16 protein-coding genes and 1 pseudogene are annotated in these 17830 nt (G+C 65.8%); 12 read left to right on the top strand and 5 right to left on the bottom strand.

The window, feature by feature from the left end; translation table 11 throughout:
- Both ACSQ25_RS21045 and ACSQ25_RS21040 read left to right on the top strand, forming a co-directional pair.
- On the top strand, nt 1–3582 hold the full coding sequence (locus tag ACSQ25_RS21045) for an ABC transporter permease/M1 family aminopeptidase (protein WP_436107611.1): 3582 nt from the start codon (nt 1–3) through the stop codon (nt 3580–3582).
- Between the two features lie 67 nt (nt 3583–3649).
- Nucleotides 3650–3964, top strand: coding sequence for a GNAT family N-acetyltransferase (locus ACSQ25_RS21040; RefSeq protein ID WP_436107610.1), 315 nt, complete (start codon nt 3650–3652; stop codon nt 3962–3964).
- A 15-nt stretch (nt 3965–3979) separates the two neighbouring features.
- On the opposite strand, the gene ACSQ25_RS21035 is transcribed toward ACSQ25_RS21040, so the two are convergent.
- Nucleotides 3980–4360 (bottom strand): SirB2 family protein, encoded by a 381-nt coding sequence (locus ACSQ25_RS21035; RefSeq protein ID WP_436107609.1) that lies wholly within the window; start codon nt 4358–4360, stop codon nt 3980–3982.
- 172 nt (nt 4361–4532) lie between these two features.
- Here ACSQ25_RS21035 and ACSQ25_RS21030 point away from each other — a divergent pair, with 172 nt between their 5' ends.
- Nucleotides 4533–5630, top strand: a complete 1098-nt coding sequence (locus ACSQ25_RS21030; protein WP_436107608.1) for a hypothetical protein — start codon at nt 4533–4535, stop codon at nt 5628–5630.
- A gap of 6 nt (nt 5631–5636) precedes the next feature.
- Here ACSQ25_RS21030 and ACSQ25_RS21025 read toward each other — a convergent pair whose 3' ends face one another.
- Together ACSQ25_RS21025 and ACSQ25_RS21020 are read right to left on the bottom strand one after the other, a co-directional pair.
- Nucleotides 5637–8099, bottom strand: a complete 2463-nt coding sequence (locus ACSQ25_RS21025; protein WP_436107607.1) for an adenosylcobalamin-dependent ribonucleoside-diphosphate reductase — start codon at nt 8097–8099, stop codon at nt 5637–5639.
- Nucleotides 8100–8233: 134 nt separating this feature from the next.
- A pseudogene (locus ACSQ25_RS21020) lies at nt 8234–8467 on the bottom strand (accessory factor UbiK family protein); the annotation flags it as partial.
- Between ACSQ25_RS21020 and ACSQ25_RS21015 the strand changes: the two are divergent.
- The 5 genes from ACSQ25_RS21015 to gshA all read left to right on the top strand — a co-directional run bounded on the left by ACSQ25_RS21015 (nt 8445) and on the right by gshA (nt 12681).
- Nucleotides 8445–8675 (top strand): hypothetical protein, encoded by a 231-nt coding sequence (locus ACSQ25_RS21015; protein ID WP_436108128.1) that lies wholly within the window; start codon nt 8445–8447, stop codon nt 8673–8675. The pseudogene ACSQ25_RS21020 and the gene ACSQ25_RS21015 overlap by 23 nt on opposite strands.
- A 65-nt stretch (nt 8676–8740) precedes the next feature.
- Nucleotides 8741–9472 (top strand): TorF family putative porin, encoded by a 732-nt coding sequence (locus ACSQ25_RS21010; protein ID WP_436107606.1) that lies wholly within the window; start codon nt 8741–8743, stop codon nt 9470–9472.
- Nucleotides 9473–9490: 18 nt separating this feature from the next.
- Nucleotides 9491–9829 carry a P-II family nitrogen regulator gene (gene glnK / locus ACSQ25_RS21005; protein WP_036247637.1) on the top strand — a complete coding sequence of 113 codons (339 nt, stop codon included), beginning with the start codon at nt 9491–9493 and terminating at the stop codon, nt 9827–9829.
- Between the two features lie 12 nt (nt 9830–9841).
- Nucleotides 9842–11242 carry an ammonium transporter gene (gene amt, locus ACSQ25_RS21000; protein ID WP_436107605.1) on the top strand — a complete coding sequence of 467 codons (1401 nt, stop codon included), beginning with the start codon at nt 9842–9844 and terminating at the stop codon, nt 11240–11242.
- Between the two features lie 137 nt (nt 11243–11379).
- Nucleotides 11380–12681: a glutamate--cysteine ligase gene (gshA, locus tag ACSQ25_RS20995; RefSeq protein ID WP_436107604.1), complete on the top strand. Its 1302-nt coding sequence runs from the start codon at nt 11380–11382 to the stop codon at nt 12679–12681.
- 3 nt (nt 12682–12684) lie between these two features.
- On the opposite strand, the gene ACSQ25_RS20990 is transcribed toward gshA, so the two are convergent.
- Together ACSQ25_RS20990 and ACSQ25_RS20985 are read right to left on the bottom strand one after the other, a co-directional pair.
- Entirely contained in the window at nt 12685–13332 is a 648-nt protein-coding gene (locus ACSQ25_RS20990) for a DUF4272 domain-containing protein (protein ID WP_436107603.1), read from the bottom strand.
- Between the two features lie 48 nt (nt 13333–13380).
- Nucleotides 13381–14094, bottom strand: coding sequence for a class I SAM-dependent methyltransferase (locus ACSQ25_RS20985; protein WP_436107602.1), 714 nt, complete (start codon nt 14092–14094; stop codon nt 13381–13383).
- Between the two features lie 181 nt (nt 14095–14275).
- On the opposite strand from ACSQ25_RS20985, the gene gshB reads away from it, so the two are divergent.
- The 4 genes from gshB to ptsP are packed head-to-tail and all read left to right on the top strand — an operon-like array spanning nt 14276 to nt 17752.
- On the top strand, nt 14276–15226 hold the full coding sequence (gene gshB, locus ACSQ25_RS20980; RefSeq protein ID WP_436107601.1) for a glutathione synthase: 951 nt from the start codon (nt 14276–14278) through the stop codon (nt 15224–15226).
- A 1-nt stretch (nt 15227) separates the two neighbouring features.
- Nucleotides 15228–15635 carry a PTS sugar transporter subunit IIA gene (locus ACSQ25_RS20975; protein ID WP_436107600.1) on the top strand — a complete coding sequence of 136 codons (408 nt, stop codon included), beginning with the start codon at nt 15228–15230 and terminating at the stop codon, nt 15633–15635.
- Nucleotides 15636–15674: 39 nt separating this feature from the next.
- Nucleotides 15675–15944, top strand: coding sequence for an HPr family phosphocarrier protein (locus ACSQ25_RS20970; RefSeq protein ID WP_436107599.1), 270 nt, complete (start codon nt 15675–15677; stop codon nt 15942–15944).
- 41 nt (nt 15945–15985) lie between these two features.
- The gene (ptsP, locus tag ACSQ25_RS20965; RefSeq protein ID WP_436107598.1) at nt 15986–17752 is read left to right on the top strand and encodes a phosphoenolpyruvate--protein phosphotransferase; all 1767 of its coding nucleotides are present in this window, start codon (nt 15986–15988) and stop codon (nt 17750–17752) included.
- The last annotated feature ends 78 nt before the right edge of the window (nt 17753–17830 follow it).

Genomic DNA, 17830 nt, shown 5'->3' with positions numbered 1-17830 from the left:
ATGTTGAGGGAATTCTTCAAGTTCGAACTGGCGACCCAGCTGCGCCAGCCGCTCCTGTGGGTGAGCGCGCTGATCTTCGGCGCGCTGGCCTTCGGCGCCTCCACCACCGACGCCATCCAGGTCGGCGGCGCCATCGGCAACGTCAACCGCAACGCGCCGGTCGTGGTCGCGCAGATGCTCGGCGTCTTCAGCCTGATGTCGATGTTCGTGGTGACCATCTTCATTGCCGGCACGGTGCTGCGCGACAGCGAAGTAGGCATCTCCGACATGCTGTTCGCCACGCCCATGAAGAAGCGCGACTACCTGGTCGGCCGCTTCGCCGCCGGCCTGCTGGCCTGCCTGGTCATCTTCGGCGGCGTCGTCGTCGGCATGATGCTCGGGCCCCTGATGCCCTGGGTCGATGCCCAGCGTGTCGGTCCCTTCCCGGGCGCCGCCTATGCCTGGGGGCTCGCGGTGCTGGTGCTGCCGAACCTGCTCCTGATCGGCGCCCTGCTGATGCTGCTGGCGGCGACCACGCGCTCGATCATGCTGGTGTATGTCGGCGTGCTGGCCTTCATCGTCCTGTGGATCGTCGCCGGCAACTTCACCTCCGACATCGACAACGAATGGATCGCCGTCCTGTCCGATCCTTTCGGCGGCCGTGCCTTGTCGCGCGCCACGCGCTACTTCTCCGCCGCCGAACGCAATGCGGGCCTGCCGGACCTCAAGGGCTACGTGCTGGCCAACCGCTTGTTGTGGAGCGCGGTCGCGCTGGTGCTGTTCGGCCTGACGCTGCTGCTCTTCAAGCCGCAGCGCGCCGGCACCGGCAAGCGCCTGTTCGGCAAGGCCAAGGCGCTGGCCCCGTCCGCGCCGATGCCGGCGCAGCTCAAGCTGCCGCGCATCGAACCGCGCTTCCGCAGCTCCACCCGCTGGATCCAGTGCTGGCACATCTTCGCCTTCGACGCGGCCGCCGTGTTCAGGAGCGTGCCCTTCCTCGTCATGCTGCTGTTCAGCGTGCTCAACTTCATCGGCGCCACCAGCCAGATGGGCAAGATCTTCGGCACCAGCGTGTATCCGATGACCCACCTGATGGTCGAGCTGCTGAACGGCAGTTTCACCTTCATGCTGCTCATCATCGTCACCTTCTATGCGGGCGAACTGATCTTCAAGGAGCGCCAGGCCAGGATCGCCGACGTCACCGATGCCATGCCCGTGCCGAACTGGGCGCCGCTGGTCGCGAAGAGCCTGGCGCTCATTGGCGTCGTGCTGGCCTTCCTGTTCACCGGCGTGCTGGCGGCCATCGCGGTGCAGCTGTTCAAGGGTGGGGCGCCGGTCGAGCCGATGGTCTACCTCAAGAGCATCCTGGTCGGCGGCCTGCCTTTCATCCTGATGGGATTGCTCGCCCTGGTCCTGCAGGTCGTGACCAACAACAAGTTCATCGGCTACCTGCTGATGGTGATCTTCATGGTGTCGCAGATCGTCGCGGCCACCCTGCACCTGAACCACAACCTGTACAACATCGCCGGCCTGCCGGGCACCCCGTACTCGGATATGAACGGCTTCGGCCACTTCCTCGAAGGATGGAGCTGGTTCGCCGTGTACTGGAGCCTGTTCATGGCGGCGGCGCTGATCCTGGCCCAGGCCTTCTGGGTACGCGGCCTTTCCTTCGCATGGTCGGCCCGGGTGCGCGAAGCGGGACGCCGCCTGAAAGGCGCTTCCGGCGTCGCGCTGGCGGTGTTGGTCGCCGCCTTCGCCGCAACCGGGGGCTGGATCTTCTACAACACCAATGTCCTGGCCAAATATGAAGCCGCCAACGTCGCGATGGACAAGCAGGCGCGCTACGAGAAGGCCTACCGCAAGTACAAGGACATCGCGCACGCCAAGATGACTGACGTACGCGCTGCCGTCGACATCTATCCTGAGCAGCGCCGCGTCATGATCCGCGGCAGCTACGTCCTGGAGAACAAGACCGGCAAGCCGCTCGATACCCTGCCGCTGCAGGTCAATCCCGACGTGCTCACCACCTGGACCAAACTGCCGCCGCACCAGGTGGTCCTGAACGACAAGGAGTTCGGCTTCAGCATCCTGAAGCTGGCGCAGCCGATGCAGCCGGGCGAACGCCTGCCGCTGGAGTTCACCATCGATGTGCGTCGCCCGGGCTTCTCCAACGGTGGCGAGGCCGACGTCATCAACCTGAACGGCACATTCTTCAACAACCGCGCTTTCTTCCCGCAGCTCGGCTACCAGCCGGACGCCGAACTGCGCGACCGTAACGAACGCCGCAAGCGCGGCCTGGGCGAACCGCAGCGCATGCCCAAGCTCGAGGACCAGGCTGCGCGCCGCAATTCGATGCTCGGTTCCGGGGCGGACTGGATCAGTTTCGAGACCACGGTCTCGACCAGCGGCGGCCAGAGGGCGCTGGCGCCGGGCTATCTGCAGAAGTCCTGGACGGAAAACGGCCGCAACTACTTCCAGTACAAGATGGACCAGAAGATGATGCCGTTCTTCGCCTACCTCTCGGCCGACTGGCAGGTGAAGAAGGGCGCTTGGCGCGGCATCCCGATCGAGGTCTACCACGACCGCAAGCACGCCTACAACGTCGACCGGATGATCACGGCCACGCAGAAGTCGCTGGATTACTTCACGACCGAGTTCACGCCCTACCAGCACAAGCAGGTACGCATCCTGGAGTTCCCGAACTACCAGAGCTTCGCGCAGTCCTTCGCCAACACCATCCCGTTCTCGGAGGCGATCGGCTTCATCGCCGACCTGCGCGACAAGGATGCCATCGACTACGTGTTCTACGTGACGGCCCACGAGATGGCGCACCAGTGGTGGGGCCATCAGGTGGCGGCCGCCAACGTGCAGGGCGCGGCCATGCTGATCGAATCGCTGTCGCAATACTCGGCGCTGATGGTGATGGAAAAGGAATACGGACGCCACCAGATGCGCCGCTTCCTGCGCTATGAGCTCGACCGCTACCTCAGTTCGCGCGGCGGCGAGCGGATCGAGGAGCTGCCCCTGGTGCGCGTGGAGAACCAGGACTACATCCACTACCGCAAGGGCAGCCTGGTGTTCTACCGCCTGCGCGACGAGATCGGCGAGGCGGCGCTCAACCGCGCACTCAAGCGCTTCTTGCAGGACAAGGGCTACCAGGAGTCGCCGTTCACGACCTCCAGCGAGCTGCTCGACTACATCCGTGCCGAGGCTCCCGCGGACAAGCATGCCCTGATCGCCGACCTGTTCGATAAAATCGTCTTCTACGATAACCGCGTTACCGAGGCGAAAGCGGTCAAGCGCCCCGATGGGCAGTGGGACGTGACGATGAAGCTGCACCTCGCGAAGCAGGAAGCCGACGGCCATGGCAAGGAGACGCCGCGGGTCTACGACGAGCCCGTGGAGATCGGCATCTTCGCGCGCGCCGACGGCGCCAAGGAGAAGGACGAGCGGGTCCTGTTCCTGGAGAAGCGCGTCCTGACGGGCGACAATCCGGTCGTGATGGTGACGGTCAAGGAGAAGCCCTTCGAAGTCGGCGTCGATCCGTACAACAAGATGATCGACCGCGTGTCGAGCGACAACCGCAAGACGGTCAGCGTCGACTGAGGCAGGCGTCAGGCAGCCCCGGGGCCGCAAGGCCCGGGGCTGTTTCCACAGACTCGCAAGGAATCACATGAACCTCAAGGTGTCACTGGCAGGCGAATTCGAAGAGGAAGAGGTCATCCGGCTGTATCGCGCGAACGGCTGGTCCTCGGCTGACAAACCGGCGCAGCTGATGGCGGCGCTTCGCAATATGCTGGTGCATCCGGCGCACCGGGGGAAAGGCCTCGGCCGCCTGATGATGCAATCGATGCTGGACCGCTACGCCGGCTTCCACCAGATGATGCTGACCCCCGACGGCGGCGCGATCGACTTTTACAAGGCAATGGGATTCGAGCGGGCCGGCAAGACCGAGCCGATGTGTATCTACGCCGGCAACGAACATTGAGTGAGCATCCGCAGTCTAGAAGGCGACCAGCGGGTTCTTGCTCACCGCCACCGCGACGATGTAGGCGAAGCAGGCAAGCGCAGCGGCAAAGGCGGCGGCGCGCAGCTGCGGCGTACGCCCACGCTTGAGCGCAACCGTGCCGAGGACGATATAGGCGACCAGCGCCAGCACTTTCGCGCTCAGCCATGGCGCCTGGAAGGGATACTGCTTGCTCCACCAGGCGAGACCGATGGCGCTGGCCAGCAGCAGGGTGTCGACCACGTGCGGCACGACCTTGACCCAGTGCTGCCGCAGGCGCTCCGAACCCTTCAGCATCCACAGTCCACGGACCAGGAACAGGATGCCGCTGAGCGCGGCAAAGCTCATGTGCAGGTGCTTGAGCGCGATGTAGTTCATCAAAGGCTTTATTGTTGAGAAAAACGCAGTATGCCAGAGCCGAGCTCATCGTTTGATCCCGCGCCAGAAGCGGGCCAAACAACACTCCTATGCTGGAATCCCGTGTGGCGCATAACACCGTTTCCCCCGCTTCATATTGACGCGCCGCACTGTTCTGACTCAGGAGGAACACATGAACGCGAGAAACGAAGCAATGGCGGTCACGGTGGCAGTCCAGGCCGCGACCAGATACCGGATCGTTCCAGTGGCCGCACGCGCCTTCGGCCGCCTGAACGAGCGCAACCAGGTGGCATTCAACGAATCGCTCGGGGAAGGACGATTTGCGGCCAGATTCTACGATGGCATGCAGATCCGTCCGCTTGGGACGCTCGGCGGCGCGTCGGCGCTGGCGACGGCCCTGAATAATTTTGAACAGGTCACGGGCGCATCGAGCTTCGATGCCGGCGGGCGCGTCCACGCGTTCCGATGGTGTCCGGCGATGGGCATGACGGACCTCGGCGTCACGCGCGGCGGTGACGAATCCGAAGGCAGCGACATCAACAACATGGGCGACGTGGCCGGGGTGGTGCGCTTCCTGGACGACGGCCGCCCGGCGCGTGCCGTGCTGTGGCGCCCGGGCGAGAGGCCGCTCGATCTCGGCGTCAACCGCGGCGTCACGGGACAGCTCTTCATCAATGACCGTGGACAGGTGGCGGGAACGAGCTTCGATGCGGCCGGCAGGCCGCAGGTCTTCCGCTGGAGCCGGACGGAGCGGGTCGTGCTGCTCGACGATCCTGCTGTCTTCGGCTCCGAGGCGCGCGACATCAACGCGCTCGGGCAGCTCACCGGCACGCATGGGAATACCCCTGAAGGCGGGCTGATTCCCTTCCTGTGGACCCCGGGACAGGAATTCCTTCCCCTGTTCGACCGCGCCGCCTTCCCGTTCGCGATGAATGACGCAGCCATGGTGGTCGGCGTCCTGCTCGACCAGATCGCGTTTGCCTGGACCCGTGAGGACGGCTTGACCGTCCTTGGCTTCGCGGGCGGCGGGTTCTCGAATGCCTATGACGTCAACAACCACGGCGTGGTCGTGGGCCAGGCGACCAACGAAAACGCCTTGCATGCTTTCCTGTGGACGCGCGAGGGCGGCATGGTGGACCTGAACGACCGGGTGATTCCCCGCTCGCCCGGCGTCGAACTGAGCCTCGCCTTCGAGATCAACGATCAGGGCACGATCCTCGCGCAGACGACCGACGGGACGCTGGTCCTGCTGCTGCCGTTTCCGGGATAGGCAAGATCAGCCGCACTCGCCCACGTAGTGGCACTCGTCGCAGCGGGTGCAGCCGTCGACCTTGCGCAGTGCCCGGGCGCCGCATTCCGGGCACTTCGCGCCGCTGACGGTGGGCAGGGCGCCGGACACGGTGGGCGGCTGGGGTTCGGCCTCGGGCGCCGCGCCTTCGGGGCGTGTGGCAAAGCGCCGGGCCAGTTCCGGCACCGGCACCTGGTTGCCCCAGGCATCGAGGAAGCCGCGCCGGATCAGGACGCGCTGCAGCATGAAGGCGATCGCCGCCACTTCAGAGTCGTGGTACACCGGCACCTGGGTGCCGTCCTCGCGGGTGAGCATGCCGCAGCGCACCGGGCCTTTTTCCCACACCACGTCGCGCATGTCGGCCAGCGCCCGCGCGATCGGGCCGCCGGCCCGCGCCACCATCGACAGCAGGCGCATCGAGGCGGTGATCCATTGCTGTCCGCCGGTGCGCTGGTTCGAGGGCATGAAGAATTCGAAGGGCCGCTCGACCGTCACCGGACGGCCCTCATGGATGCCGTCGGCGCGGATGAAGCTGACGGTGAGATAGGCGGTCTTGCGGCCCTCCTGGGTCGAGTATTCGATCTTCGAGGTCACCGATTCCAGCTCGCCCAGCGGGCGGCGCTCGAAGCGCTTGCGCAGCGGGTCCTCGTCCGGCGGCAGCGAGGCCGGCCCTTCCTTGTCGGTGGACAGCACGCTGCCCAGCACCGTGTTCGGGCGGTAGGTCGCCAGCCCCTTCAGGCCCGCATGCCAGGCCTGGCTGTACAGGTCGCGGAAGTCGTCGAAGGGATAATCGGCGGGCACGTTGACGGTCTTCGAGATCGCGGTGTCGACGAAGGGCTGCACCGCCTGCACCATGCGCAGGTGCTCGATCGCGCGCATCTCGAGCGCGGTGACGAAGGCCGGCGGCAGCGACGCCGTGTCGTAGCCCATCTGGCGGTACAGCCGCCAGGCATGGTCTTCGACATCGTAGCTGCGCATGGCGCCGTCCGGCATGCGCTTCTTGCGCTGGTAGGTCCAGGCATAGGGCGGTTCGATGCCGTTCGAGGCATTGTCGGCGAAGGCCAGCGAGATGGTGCCGGTGGGCGCGATCGACAGCAGGTGCGAGTTGCGGATGCCGTAACGGCGGATTGCCTCGCGCAGCCAGTCCGGCAGGCGCGCGACAAAACGGCTGTCCAGGTACTGGTCCGCATCGAACAGCGGGAAGGGGCCTTTTTCGCGCGCCAGCTCGACCGAGGTGGCATAGGCCGCATCGCGCAGGGTCTCGGCGATGCGCGCCGCCATCGCCCGTCCTGCGTCGGAATCGTAGCGCAGGCCCAGCATCACGAGGGCGCTGCCCAAGCCCAGGAAGCCGAGGCCGATGCGGCGCTTGGCGCGGGACTCGGCGGCCTGCTGGGGCAGCGGCCATTCGGTGGCGTCCAGCACCAGGTCGAGCATGCGCACGCCGACCGCGGCGACTTCGCACATTTGCTCGAAATCGAAAGACGGACTCGCGCCGAAGGGATCGGTCACGAAGGCGGTGAGGTTCACCGATCCCAGGTCGCAGCAGCCATAGGCGGGCAGCGGCTGCTCGCCGCAGGGGTTGGTGGCGCGCAGCTCTTCCGCGTACCAGAGGTTGTTCTCGGCATTCATGCGGTCGACGAACAGCACGCCCGGCTCGGCATGGTCGTAGGTCGAGGCGATGATCCTGTCCCACAGTGCGCGTGCCCGGACCTGGCGGTAGACCCAGAGCCCGTCCTCGCGGCGATAAGCCCCGGCCGCATCCTCGTCGCCCGGCTCGGCACGGTGCACCAGCTCGAACATGGCATCGGCCTCGACCGCGCGCATGAAGTCGTCGCTCACGCCGACCGAGACGTTGAAGTTGCTGAGTCCGCCTTCATCCTTGGCGGCGATGAAGCGTTCGATGTCGGGATGGTCGATGCGCAGCACGCCCATCTGGGCGCCGCGCCGGGCGCCGGCCGATTCCACCGTACGGCACGAGGCGTCGAACACTTCCATATAGGAGACCGGGCCGGACGCGCGCGAGCGGGTGCCGCGGACCTTGCTGCCCATCGGGCGGATCGCGCTGAAGTCGTAGCCGACGCCGCCGCCGCGGCGCATGGTCTCGGCGGCCTCGGACAGGGCGGTATAGATGCCCGGCAGGCCGCCTTCGCTGCCCGAGATGGAGTCGCCCACGGGCTGGACGAAGCAGTTGATGAGGGTGGCCTGCAGGCCGAGGCCGGCGGCCGAGTTGATGCGGCCGGCCGGGACGAAGCCCTGTTCCTGGGCCCAGAGGAAGCGCTGCTCGAGTTCGGCACGCCTTGGCGCCGGCTCGAGCGCCGCGAGGGCGCGCGCCACGCGCCGGCGTACGTCGGCGATGCCGGTCTCTTCACCCTTGGCGTATTTCTCGCGCAGGACGTCGAGCGAGACTTCCTGCGGCGGGAGGGGGCCGGGCGGCTGGCCGATCGCGTTCATGGCCTGCGACGCATGCCGCCGTCAGTTCAAGGCTTGTCGATGATGATGTGCGGCGCGGCCGGATCGGTGGCGCCGGGGATCGGACCGCTGGAAGCGGACGGGGCAGCGGAAGCGGCTGCCTGGCCGGCCTGCGCCCCGAGGCGCGCTTCCAGTTCCACCACGCGCAGTTCCAGCGCTTCGAGCTTGGCGCGGGTCTTGGCCAGCACCTGGGCCTGGATGTCGAATTCTTCACGGGTGACCAGGTCGAGCTTGGAAAAACCTTGGGTCATCATCGCCTTGACGTTGCGCTCGATGTCCTTGGCCGGGGTGCTTTCCAGCGCCTGGTTGATCTTGCCCTGGATGTCGTTGAAGAAACTGTTCATGTTCATTTCCTTTTCAGTCGCCTTGCCGCACCACGACGGTGCGCTGCACTCCGCTTTGGTGCGCGGCGCCGCGGAGCGAGGCCGGGCGCACGGTTTTGCCGGGTTATTCGAATCGCAAATGGGGCGGATGGCTGAGAAAACAAGCACTTCCGGTGCACCCAAGGGCGTTTTTCAGGCTGGCACGCATCCTGCTAAAGAGTTGTCAGGCGTGTAGCAAACAAGATTGTAAACCGCAACGGTATGCGCCACGGTTCAGCCGTTGAAATTAAGGGGAATGTCATGAAGTGCAACACCAAAGCAGCAATCAGCCTGGCCGTCCTGGCCCTTTCGTCGATGCCTGCCTTCGCGCAGGAAGCTGCTCCTGAGCATCAAATCAGCTACAACGCCGCCATTACCAGCGACTACCGTTACCGCGGCCTGTCGCAAACCCGGCTGGACCCGGCGCTGCAAGGCGGCGTCGACTACGTGCATGGCCCATCCGGCCTGTACGTCGGCACCTGGCTGTCCACCATCAAATGGACCAAGGATCTCGGCGGCGACGGCAACATCGAATGGGACGTCTACGGCGGCAAGCGCGGGCAATTGAGCGAGAACCTCAGCTACGACGTCGGCGGCCTGTACTACTGGTATCCGTCGAACGACCTGAACCCGCGTGCCAACACCTTCGAACTCTATGCACGCCTGGGCTTCGGTCCGGCCTACGTCAAGTATTCGCACTCGACCACCAACCTGTTCGGCACCGCGAACAGCAAGCGCAGCGGCTACCTGGACATCGGCGCCGACATCGACGTCTACAACGGCCTGATCCTGAACCTGCACGCGGGGCGCCAGGAAGTGAACAACAACAGCGCCTACTCGTACACCGACTACAAGGTCGGCTTCAGCAAGGACCTGGGCCTCGCCACCGTGTCGCTGGCCTGGATCAAGGGCAATACCAAGGCCTACCTGAGCCCGGAAGGTGAGAACCTGGGCAAGTCGGCAGCCGTGCTGAGCCTGTCCAAAACTTTCTAAGAGTAAAGAGGCATCACCATGAAAATGATTACCGCCATCATCAAGCCCTTCAAGCTGGACGAAGTCCGTGAAGCGCTGTCGGAGATCAACGTACAGGGCATGACCGTGACCGAAGTGAAGGGCTTCGGCCGCCAGAAGGGCCATACCGAGCTGTACCGCGGCGCGGAGTACGTCGTCGATTTCCTTCCGAAGATCAAGATCGAGGCTGCCGTGGACGACGCCGTGGTCGACCAGGTCATCGATGCCATCTCGGGCGCCGCCCGCACCGGCAAGATTGGTGACGGCAAGATTTTCGTGGCCGACCTCAACCAGGTCATCCGTATCCGTACCGGCGAGACCGGCAACGAAGCACTGTAAAGGGGCATACCTATGAAGCACATCATCTTCAAAGTCCTGGCCGGTCTCGCCGCCGCCGGCCTGGCGCTGCCGGCGCTGGCAGCGCCCAGCATCAACAAGGGCGATACGGCGTGGATGTTCATCTCCACGATCCTGGTCATCATGATGTCGATCCCAGGGCTGGCGCTGTTCTACGGCGGCCTGGTACGCGCCAAGAACATGCTGTCGGTACTGATGCAGGTGTTCATGGTCTTCTCGGTGGTCATCGTCCTGTGGTGCCTGTACGGCTACTCGCTGGCCTTCACCCAGGGCAGCGCCTTCATCGGCGGCTTCGACCGCATCTTCCTGAACGGCATCTACGATGCGGCGGCCGGCACCTTCAGCCAGGCCGCGACCTTCAGCAAGGAGACGATGATCCCCGAGTTCATCTTCGTGGCCTTCCAGGGCACCTTCGCCGCCATCACCTGCGCCCTGATCGTCGGCGCCTTCGCCGAGCGCATCCGCTTCTCGGCCGTGCTGCTGTTCGTCGTGCTGTGGTTCACCTTCGGCTACCTGCCGGTGGCCCACATGGTCTGGTTCTGGGCCGGTCCTGATGCTATTTCCGACGCCACCACCCTGGCGACCGTCACCGCGAACGCCGGCTTCCTGTGGAGCCACGGCGCACTCGACTTCGCCGGCGGCACGGTGGTGCACATCAACGCGGCGGTGGCCGGCCTGGTCGGCGCCTACGTGATCGGCAAGCGTATCGGCCTGGGCCGCGAATCGATGGCTCCGCACTCGCTGACCATGACCATGATCGGCGCCTCGCTGCTGTGGGTGGGCTGGTTCGGCTTCAACGCCGGCTCGGCGCTGGAAGCGGGCGACATCGCCGCGCTGGCCTTCATCAACACCCTGCTGGCAACCGCCGCGGCCGCCGTGTCGTGGATGCTGGGCGAGTGGCTCATCAAGGGCAAGCCTTCGCTGCTGGGCGCCGTCTCCGGCGCGGTGTCGGGCCTGGTGGCGATCACCCCGGGCGCCGGCTTCGTCGGTCCGATGGGCGGCTTGGTGATGGGCCTGCTGGCCGGCGTCGTCTGCCTGTGGGGGGTGACCGGACTGAAGCGCTTGCTGGGCGCCGACGACTCGCTCGACGTGTTCGGCGTGCACGGCGTGGGCGGCATCCTGGGCGCGCTGCTGACCGGCGTGTTCGCCTCGCCGCAGCTGGGCGGGCAGGGCATCTGGGACTACGTCGCCAACAAGGCCTCGCCGGACTACTCGATCGCCAGCCAGCTGCTGGTGCAGGCCGAGGCGATCGGCGTCACCATCGTGTGGTCGGCGCTGGTGGCTTTCATCGCCTTCAAGCTGGTGGACGTGGTGGTCGGCCTGCGCGTGCCGGCCGAGCAGGAACGCGAAGGGCTGGACATCACCAGCCATGGCGAATCGGCCTACCACCTGTAACTACTGCCGATCCGGCAAAGGCGCCTGCGGGCGCCTTTTTTCGTTTACGGCAAGTATGCGGACTTTAAATAAGCATATTCGTCCATATATGAGGCTACCGATATAATTCAAAAAAGCCACTACTAGGACGCTCCCCCATGGTTCCGCACCTCGCCACCGCCCTGACCGGTCCTCTCCTGGACCTGGAAAAGAAGATTCTCGAAGCCACGCCCGCCATCGAGCGCTGGTTCCGCCTCGAGTGGCAGGAGCACACCCCGCCGTTCTACTGCTCGGTCGACCTGCGCAATGCCGGCTACAAGCTGGCGCCGGTCGACACCAATCTGTTCCCGGGCGGCTTCAACAACCTGTCCACCGAGATGCTGCCGCTGGCGGTGCAGGCCGCGATGGCCGCGATCGACAAGTACTGCCCGGACGCGCGCAACCTGCTGATGATCCCGGAAGTCCACACGCGCAATCCGATGTACCTGCAGAACGTGGCGCGCCTGATGCAGATCTTCCGCCAGACCGGCCTGCACGTGCGCCTCGGCTCGCTGTCGCCGGAGGTCACCCAGCCCACCCCGCTGGCGCTGCCGGACGGGAACATGCTGGTGGTCGAGCCGCTGGTGCGCTCGCCGAACGGGCGCCGCGTCGGCCTGGCCGATTTCGATCCCTGCACCATCCTGCTGAACAATGACCTGTCCGCCGGCATTCCCGCGATCCTGGAGAACATCCACGAGCAGTCGCTGCTGCCGCCGCTGCACGCCGGCTGGGCGCTGCGTCGCAAGAGCAACCACTTCAAGGCCTTCGACGAAGTCGCCAAGAAGTTCGGCAAGCTGATCGACATCGACCCGTGGCTGGTCAATCCGCTGCACAGCAAGGTCGGCGAGATCGACCTGCAGGAAGACGTCGGCACCGAGCAGCTGGCCGACGCCGTCTCGGCCCTGCTGTCCAAGATCAAGAAGAAGTACAAGGAATACGGCATGAAGGAGCAGAAGCCCTTCGTGATCGTGAAGCCGGACGCCGGCACCTACGGCATGGGCGTGATGACGGTGAAGGACGCCAGCGAAGTGCGCGACCTGAGCCGCGCCCAGCGCAACAAGATGACGGTCATCAAGGATGGCGTGGCGGTCACCGACATGATCGTGCAGGAAGGCGTGCCGACCTTTGAAAGCATCAACGACGCCGTGGCCGAGCCGGTGGTGTACATGATCGACCGCTACGTGGTGGGCGGCTTCTACCGCGTGCACGCCGAGCGCGGCATCGACCAGAACCTGAACGCGCCGGGCTCGCAGTACGTGCCGCTGGCCTTCGCCCAGCAGCATGCGGTGCCGGACCTCAAGGCCAAGCCGGGCACGGCGGCGCCGAACCGTTTCTACGTGTACGGCGTGGTGGCGCGCCTGGGCCTGCTGGCCGCCTCGCTGGAGCTCGAGCGCACCGATCCGAATCCGGAAGTCTACTGAGCTTCACGTATCAGTACCGACGGCATCCCAGTCGTCTTCGTCTTCGTAGCAGATCATCCAGTTCGCGGCATGGTGCCACTCCAGCACCATGCCCGGATTGATACCGGGCGGTAGTTCGCGGCCGTGCAGCTGGGCGTCGCGCACGGCCCAGTGCAGGCGGTACAGGAGGTCGGCCCAGTCCAGGATCTCGGCCTTGTCGCGCAGGCGCAGCGCCTGGCGCAGCATGCCGGCGTCACCCAGGTCGTGCGGATAGAGCGGCAGGATGGCCTCGGCGCTGGAAGCCTGTTCCGGCATCGGCAGTTCATCCACGAGTCCGCCGCACCAGGCCAGGAAGATCATCGCTTCCAGCCGCCACGAAAAGCGGATCACGTCGGCCTCGGCCGGCGTATCATTGAAGATGAAGGCCGCTTCGTCGCCGGACAGCCAGTCGCGCCGCTCGCCCACCGAGAAATATTCCTTGAAATAGGCATGCTCACGCAGGGTGGCCGTGCCGACCACGCCCCACAGGGCCAGCAGGCGGCGCCACAGCGCGTCTTCCGAACGCAGCCTGACGCCGTCCTCGCCTTCGATCATGGGCAGATGCGGGTTGACGGGAATGCCGCGCTCCCGCAACAGGTCTTCGTTTGCCGTCCTGCGTTCTTCTGGTGTCATGCGGGCCCCGGAAATCGTTTGCGGGACGATAACATTATTCCGGGCCGGCTAGCCGCCCTTCTGGACCATGTACATGAAGTGCGAGCGCAGCGGCGGCGCCAGCGCGGCCAGCAGGTCGGACGCCATCCAGGGCGCCCGCGCCAGCAGCCGGTGGATCGGCGGCGCCAGCATCAGGCTGCGGTAGCGGCTGCGCTCGCCGGGCCAGAAGCCCGCGAGCTCGGCCCGCGTCACCTTGCGCACGTTACGGTTGCGCGGATTGTCGTAGCGGAAATCGAACACGAGGCACCAGCCGCCCGGGCGCAAGGCGCGCCACATCTGGCCCGCCAGCTCGCGCCTTACCCCGGCATCGAGGATCGAGGAAAACACCGTCTGGGCCGAGACGAGGTCGAAGTCGCGCAGGGCCATCGTGTCGAGGGGGCCGAGGCGCCAGGCGACGCCGCCGGCGGTGCCGCGCCGCGCGGCGTCGAGCCGGTCCTGCTGGAGTTCGGTGCCGGTAAGCCTGGCCGGGTCGGCGCCCCAGTCGATCAGCTGGCGCAGGAAGCCGCCGGTGCCGCAGCCGACGTCGAGCACTTTCAGGCCGGACAGGTCGCCGCCCACGGTACTGGAGAGCAGGGCGGCGAAGGCGCGCGAGCGGGCTGCGACCTGCTGCAGGATTTCCGGCCGGTGCCAGGCATAACGGTCCAGCGCCGCGCCGCCATGCCAGCGCCGGTACACGTCCTTGATGCGGTCCTGTTCTGCCTGTTTGTCAGTGTGCGTGTTCATGGAAGCATGGTCGCAGGGCGCACCGCGCCGAGGCTTGAGGCGCCTCATATTGCCCGGCTGCGCATGCACAATTTGCAACCTGGAATTTATCGCTGCACCACGCGAGTGCATAAAGGGAGGCTCGTCCGCGAGCAATCGCGTTTCCGGCTAAAATCAGGGTATTCCCCGCATTGGATGCCCCATGAAGATCGCTTTCCTCGCCGACCCGCTCTCCACGTTCAAGATCTACAAGGATTCGACTTTCGCGATGATGCGCGAAGCCGCGAAACGCGGCCATGCCGTCTACGCCTTCGAGCAGCGCGACATGGTGCTGGAAGAGGGCGTGGTGACGGCGATCGTCACGCGCATCCACCTCACCGGCGACGCCGACGCATGGTATCGCGCCGAGCGGCCGGAAAGCCTGCAGCTGTCGGCGTTCGACGCCGTCATCGAGCGCAAGGACCCGCCCTTCGACATGGAATACGTGTACGGCACCTATCTGCTGGAGCTGGCCGAGCGCCAGGGCGCGCGCGTGTTCAACCGCCCGGGCGCGATCCGCGACCACAACGAGAAGCTCACCATCGGCCAGTTCAGCCAGTACACCTCGCCGACCCTGGTCAGCTCGGATCCCGCCCGCCTGCGCTCCTTCCACGAGAAGCACGGCGACGTGATCTTCAAGCCGCTGGACGGCATGGGCGGCGCCGGCATCTTCCGCGTCAAGGACGACGGCATGAACCTGGGCTCGGTGATCGAATCGCTGACCGCCAACGGCAAGCACACGATCATGGCGCAGAAGTTCATCCCGGCCATCAAGCAGGGCGACAAGCGGGTGCTGGTCATCAACGGCAAGCCGGTGCCCTTCACGCTGGCCCGCATCCCCCAGGGGAACGAGGTGCGCGGCAACCTGGCTGCCGGCGGCCTGGGCGTGGCCCAGCCGATCACCGAACGGGAGCGCGAGATCGCCGAGGCCCTGGGGCCGGTATTGGCCGCGCGCGGCTTATTGCTGGTAGGATTGGACGTGATCGGCGATTTCCTGACCGAAGTGAACGTCACCAGCCCGACCTGCTTCCAGGAGATCACCGACCAGACCGGATTCGACGTGGCCGCGATGTTCATCGATGCGGTCGAACTGAAGGCAAAAGAGACACACTGACATGGTAGGCATCCTGCTGATGACCCACGCTCCGCTGGGCCAGGCATTCATCGCGGCGGTGGCCCACGTATTCCGTGGCCCCACCGAGCGCTTCGAGGCGATCGACGTGACCGCCGACCAGGACCTGGCGCAGGTGAACTGCCTCGCCAAGGAGGCAATCGCGCGCCTGGACGACGGCGACGGCGTGCTGGTCATCACCGACATCAAGGGCGGCACGCCGTCCAACTGCTGCAACTCGCTGGCCGATGCCGGCCACGTGGAAGTCATCGCCGGCATCAGCCTGCCGATGCTGCTGCGTGCGATCACCTACCGCCGCGACACCCTCGACGTGGTCGTGGAAATGGCCCTGGCCGGCGCCCAGAACGGCGCCGTGCGGGTGGACAACCGGATCCGCGTCGGATCGAGCTAAACCTACGAAACACACTGGCCACGGGCACATAACGAGAACATGATTCAACAGGAACTGGAAATCATCAACAAGCTGGGCCTGCACGCCCGCGCCTCCGCCAAATTCACCCAGCTGGCCGCCAAGTTCAAGAGCGACGTCTGGCTCACGCGTAACGGCCGCCGCATCAATGCCAAGTCGATCATGGGCGTGATGATGCTGGCCGCCGGCAAGGGCGCGAAAGTGCTGCTCGAGGCCGACGGTCCGGACGAGGAAGCCTGCATTGCCGCCTTGACCGGCTTGATCAACGACAAGTTCGGCGAAGGCGAGTAATGCCGCGCGAAGCGGCAACTCCCCGCCACACGGGACCCTCGATGGCATCGTTCACGCTCCACGGCATTCCGGTTTCGCGCGGCATTTCGATCGGCCGCGCGCACCTGCTCACGCCGGCCGCGCTCGACGTCAAGCACTACCTGGTCCCGGTGGAGCAGGTCGAGGCCGAGGTCAAGCGCCTGCAGCACGCCATCGCCGAAGTGCACCGCGGCCTGCAGGCCCTGTGGACCGAGCTGCCGAAGGACGCCCCGACCGAACTGGGCGCCTTCATCGACGTGCACGCCCTGATCCTGTCCGACCCGATGATCTCGGAAGCGCCGCTCGACATCATCCGCACCCGCCACTACAACGCCGAATGGGCGCTGGTGACCCAGATCGACGAGCTGTCGGCCCAGTTCGACGAGATCGAGGACGAGTACCTGCGCGAGCGCAAGCACGACATCCAGCAGGTGGCCGAGCGGGTGCTGAAGGTCCTGATGGGCACCGCCCTCGACATCCCGCCGCCGCTCACCGACGACGACCATGCGCCGCCGCAGATGATCGTGGTGGCCCACGACATCTCGCCGGCCGACATGCTGGCCTTCCGCGACCGTTCCTTCATCGGTTTCGTCACCGACGTCGGCGGCCAGAACTCGCACACCGCGATCGTCGCGCGCTCGCTCGACATCCCGGCGGTGGTCGGCATGAGCCAGGCCTCGCGCCTGGTCGAGCAGGACGACTGGGTGATCATCGACGGCGACGCCGGCGTGGTGATCTGCAATCCGAGCCAGCTGGTGCTGGAACAGTACCGGGCGCGCCAGGCCACCCTGATCAAGGCGCGCAAGCGCCTGCTCAAGCTCAAGAAGACCCCGGCGGTCACCAAGGACGGCACCCCGGTCACGCTGCTGGCCAACATCGAGCTGCCGGACGACTGCCCGGCCGCGCTGGAAGCCGGCGCGATGGGCGTCGGCCTGTTCCGCTCGGAGTTCCTGTTCATGGGGCGCGGCGGCAGCGGACTGGGAAGCGCACTGCGCATCCCGAGCGAGGACGAGCAGTTCGAGCAGTACCGCAAGGCGGTGGTGGCCATGAAGGGCCGCCCGGTGACCATCCGCACCCTCGATGTCGGCGCCGACAAGCCGCTCGACCCGACCGAGCACACCGCGCTCAATCCCGCGCTGGGCCTGCGCGCGATCCGCTACTGCCTGGCCGAGCCCCAGCTGTTCCTGACCCAGCTGCGCGCGATCCTGCGTGCCTCCGCCTTCGGCAAGGTGCGGATCCTGATCCCGATGCTGGCGCACGCCTTCGAGATCGACCAGACGCTGAGCATGATCGAACAGGCCAAGGCCCAGCTGCGCGAAGAGGGCGTCAAGTACGACCCGGGCGTCGAAGTGGGCGCCATGATCGAGATTCCCGCGGCCGCGCTGGCGCTGCCGATGTTCGTCAAGCGCATGAACTTCCTGTCGATCGGGACCAATGACCTGATCCAGTACACGCTGGCGATCGACCGCGTCGACTACGAAGTGGCGCACCTGTACAATCCGCTGCACCCGGCGGTGCTGATGCTGATCGCCCAGACCATCGCCATCGGCCAGAAGGCCGGGCTGGACGTCGCCGTGTGCGGCGAGATGGCCGGCGACACCAAGCTCACCCGCCTGCTGCTCGGGATGGGCCTGCGAGAGTTCTCGATGCACCCGGCGCAGCTGCTGTCGGTGAAGCAGGAAATCCTGAACAGCGACCTGTCCGCCATTACGACGCGCACGCGCCGCATCCTGCGCTCGGTCGAACCGAACGAGATCGCCGCCGCCGTCGAACAGCTGCAGTCCCTCTAACGCATCCATTAACGCTGGAACCATGCGGCGCATGCCGCCACAACAAGAACACCACGAACACCTCCATGGGATCGATCG

Source organism: Massilia sp. LjRoot122, from assembly GCF_964252725.1.
GTDB lineage: Bacteria > Pseudomonadota > Gammaproteobacteria > Burkholderiales > Burkholderiaceae_D > Telluria.
This window is presented reverse-complemented; position numbering and strand designations above follow the sequence as displayed.

What these genes read in the sequence shown, in the direction of transcription:
- ACSQ25_RS21045 (WP_436107611.1), top strand. Translation starts at nt 1, where the DNA reads ATGTTGAGGGAATTCTTCAAGTTCGAACTGGCGACCCAGCTGCGCCAG.
- ACSQ25_RS21030 (WP_436107608.1), top strand. Translation starts at nt 4,533, where the DNA reads ATGAACGCGAGAAACGAAGCAATGGCGGTCACGGTGGCAGTCCAGGCC.
- ACSQ25_RS21010 (WP_436107606.1), top strand. Translation starts at nt 8,741, where the DNA reads ATGAAGTGCAACACCAAAGCAGCAATCAGCCTGGCCGTCCTGGCCCTT.
- gshA (WP_436107604.1), top strand. Translation starts at nt 11,380, where the DNA reads ATGGTTCCGCACCTCGCCACCGCCCTGACCGGTCCTCTCCTGGACCTG.
- amt (WP_436107605.1), top strand. Translation starts at nt 9,842, where the DNA reads ATGAAGCACATCATCTTCAAAGTCCTGGCCGGTCTCGCCGCCGCCGGC.
- ACSQ25_RS21040 (WP_436107610.1), top strand. Translation starts at nt 3,650, where the DNA reads ATGAACCTCAAGGTGTCACTGGCAGGCGAATTCGAAGAGGAAGAGGTC.
- gshB (WP_436107601.1), top strand. Translation starts at nt 14,276, where the DNA reads ATGAAGATCGCTTTCCTCGCCGACCCGCTCTCCACGTTCAAGATCTAC.
- ACSQ25_RS20970 (WP_436107599.1), top strand. Translation starts at nt 15,675, where the DNA reads ATGATTCAACAGGAACTGGAAATCATCAACAAGCTGGGCCTGCACGCC.
- glnK (WP_036247637.1), top strand. Translation starts at nt 9,491, where the DNA reads ATGAAAATGATTACCGCCATCATCAAGCCCTTCAAGCTGGACGAAGTC.
- ptsP (WP_436107598.1), top strand. Translation starts at nt 15,986, where the DNA reads ATGGCATCGTTCACGCTCCACGGCATTCCGGTTTCGCGCGGCATTTCG.
- ACSQ25_RS21035 (WP_436107609.1), bottom strand. Translation starts at nt 4,360, where the DNA reads ATGAACTACATCGCGCTCAAGCACCTGCACATGAGCTTTGCCGCGCTC.
- ACSQ25_RS20990 (WP_436107603.1), bottom strand. Translation starts at nt 13,332, where the DNA reads ATGACACCAGAAGAACGCAGGACGGCAAACGAAGACCTGTTGCGGGAG.
- ACSQ25_RS20985 (WP_436107602.1), bottom strand. Translation starts at nt 14,094, where the DNA reads ATGAACACGCACACTGACAAACAGGCAGAACAGGACCGCATCAAGGAC.
- ACSQ25_RS21025 (WP_436107607.1), bottom strand. Translation starts at nt 8,099, where the DNA reads ATGAACGCGATCGGCCAGCCGCCCGGCCCCCTCCCGCCGCAGGAAGTC.
- ACSQ25_RS20975 (WP_436107600.1), top strand. Translation starts at nt 15,228, where the DNA reads ATGGTAGGCATCCTGCTGATGACCCACGCTCCGCTGGGCCAGGCATTC.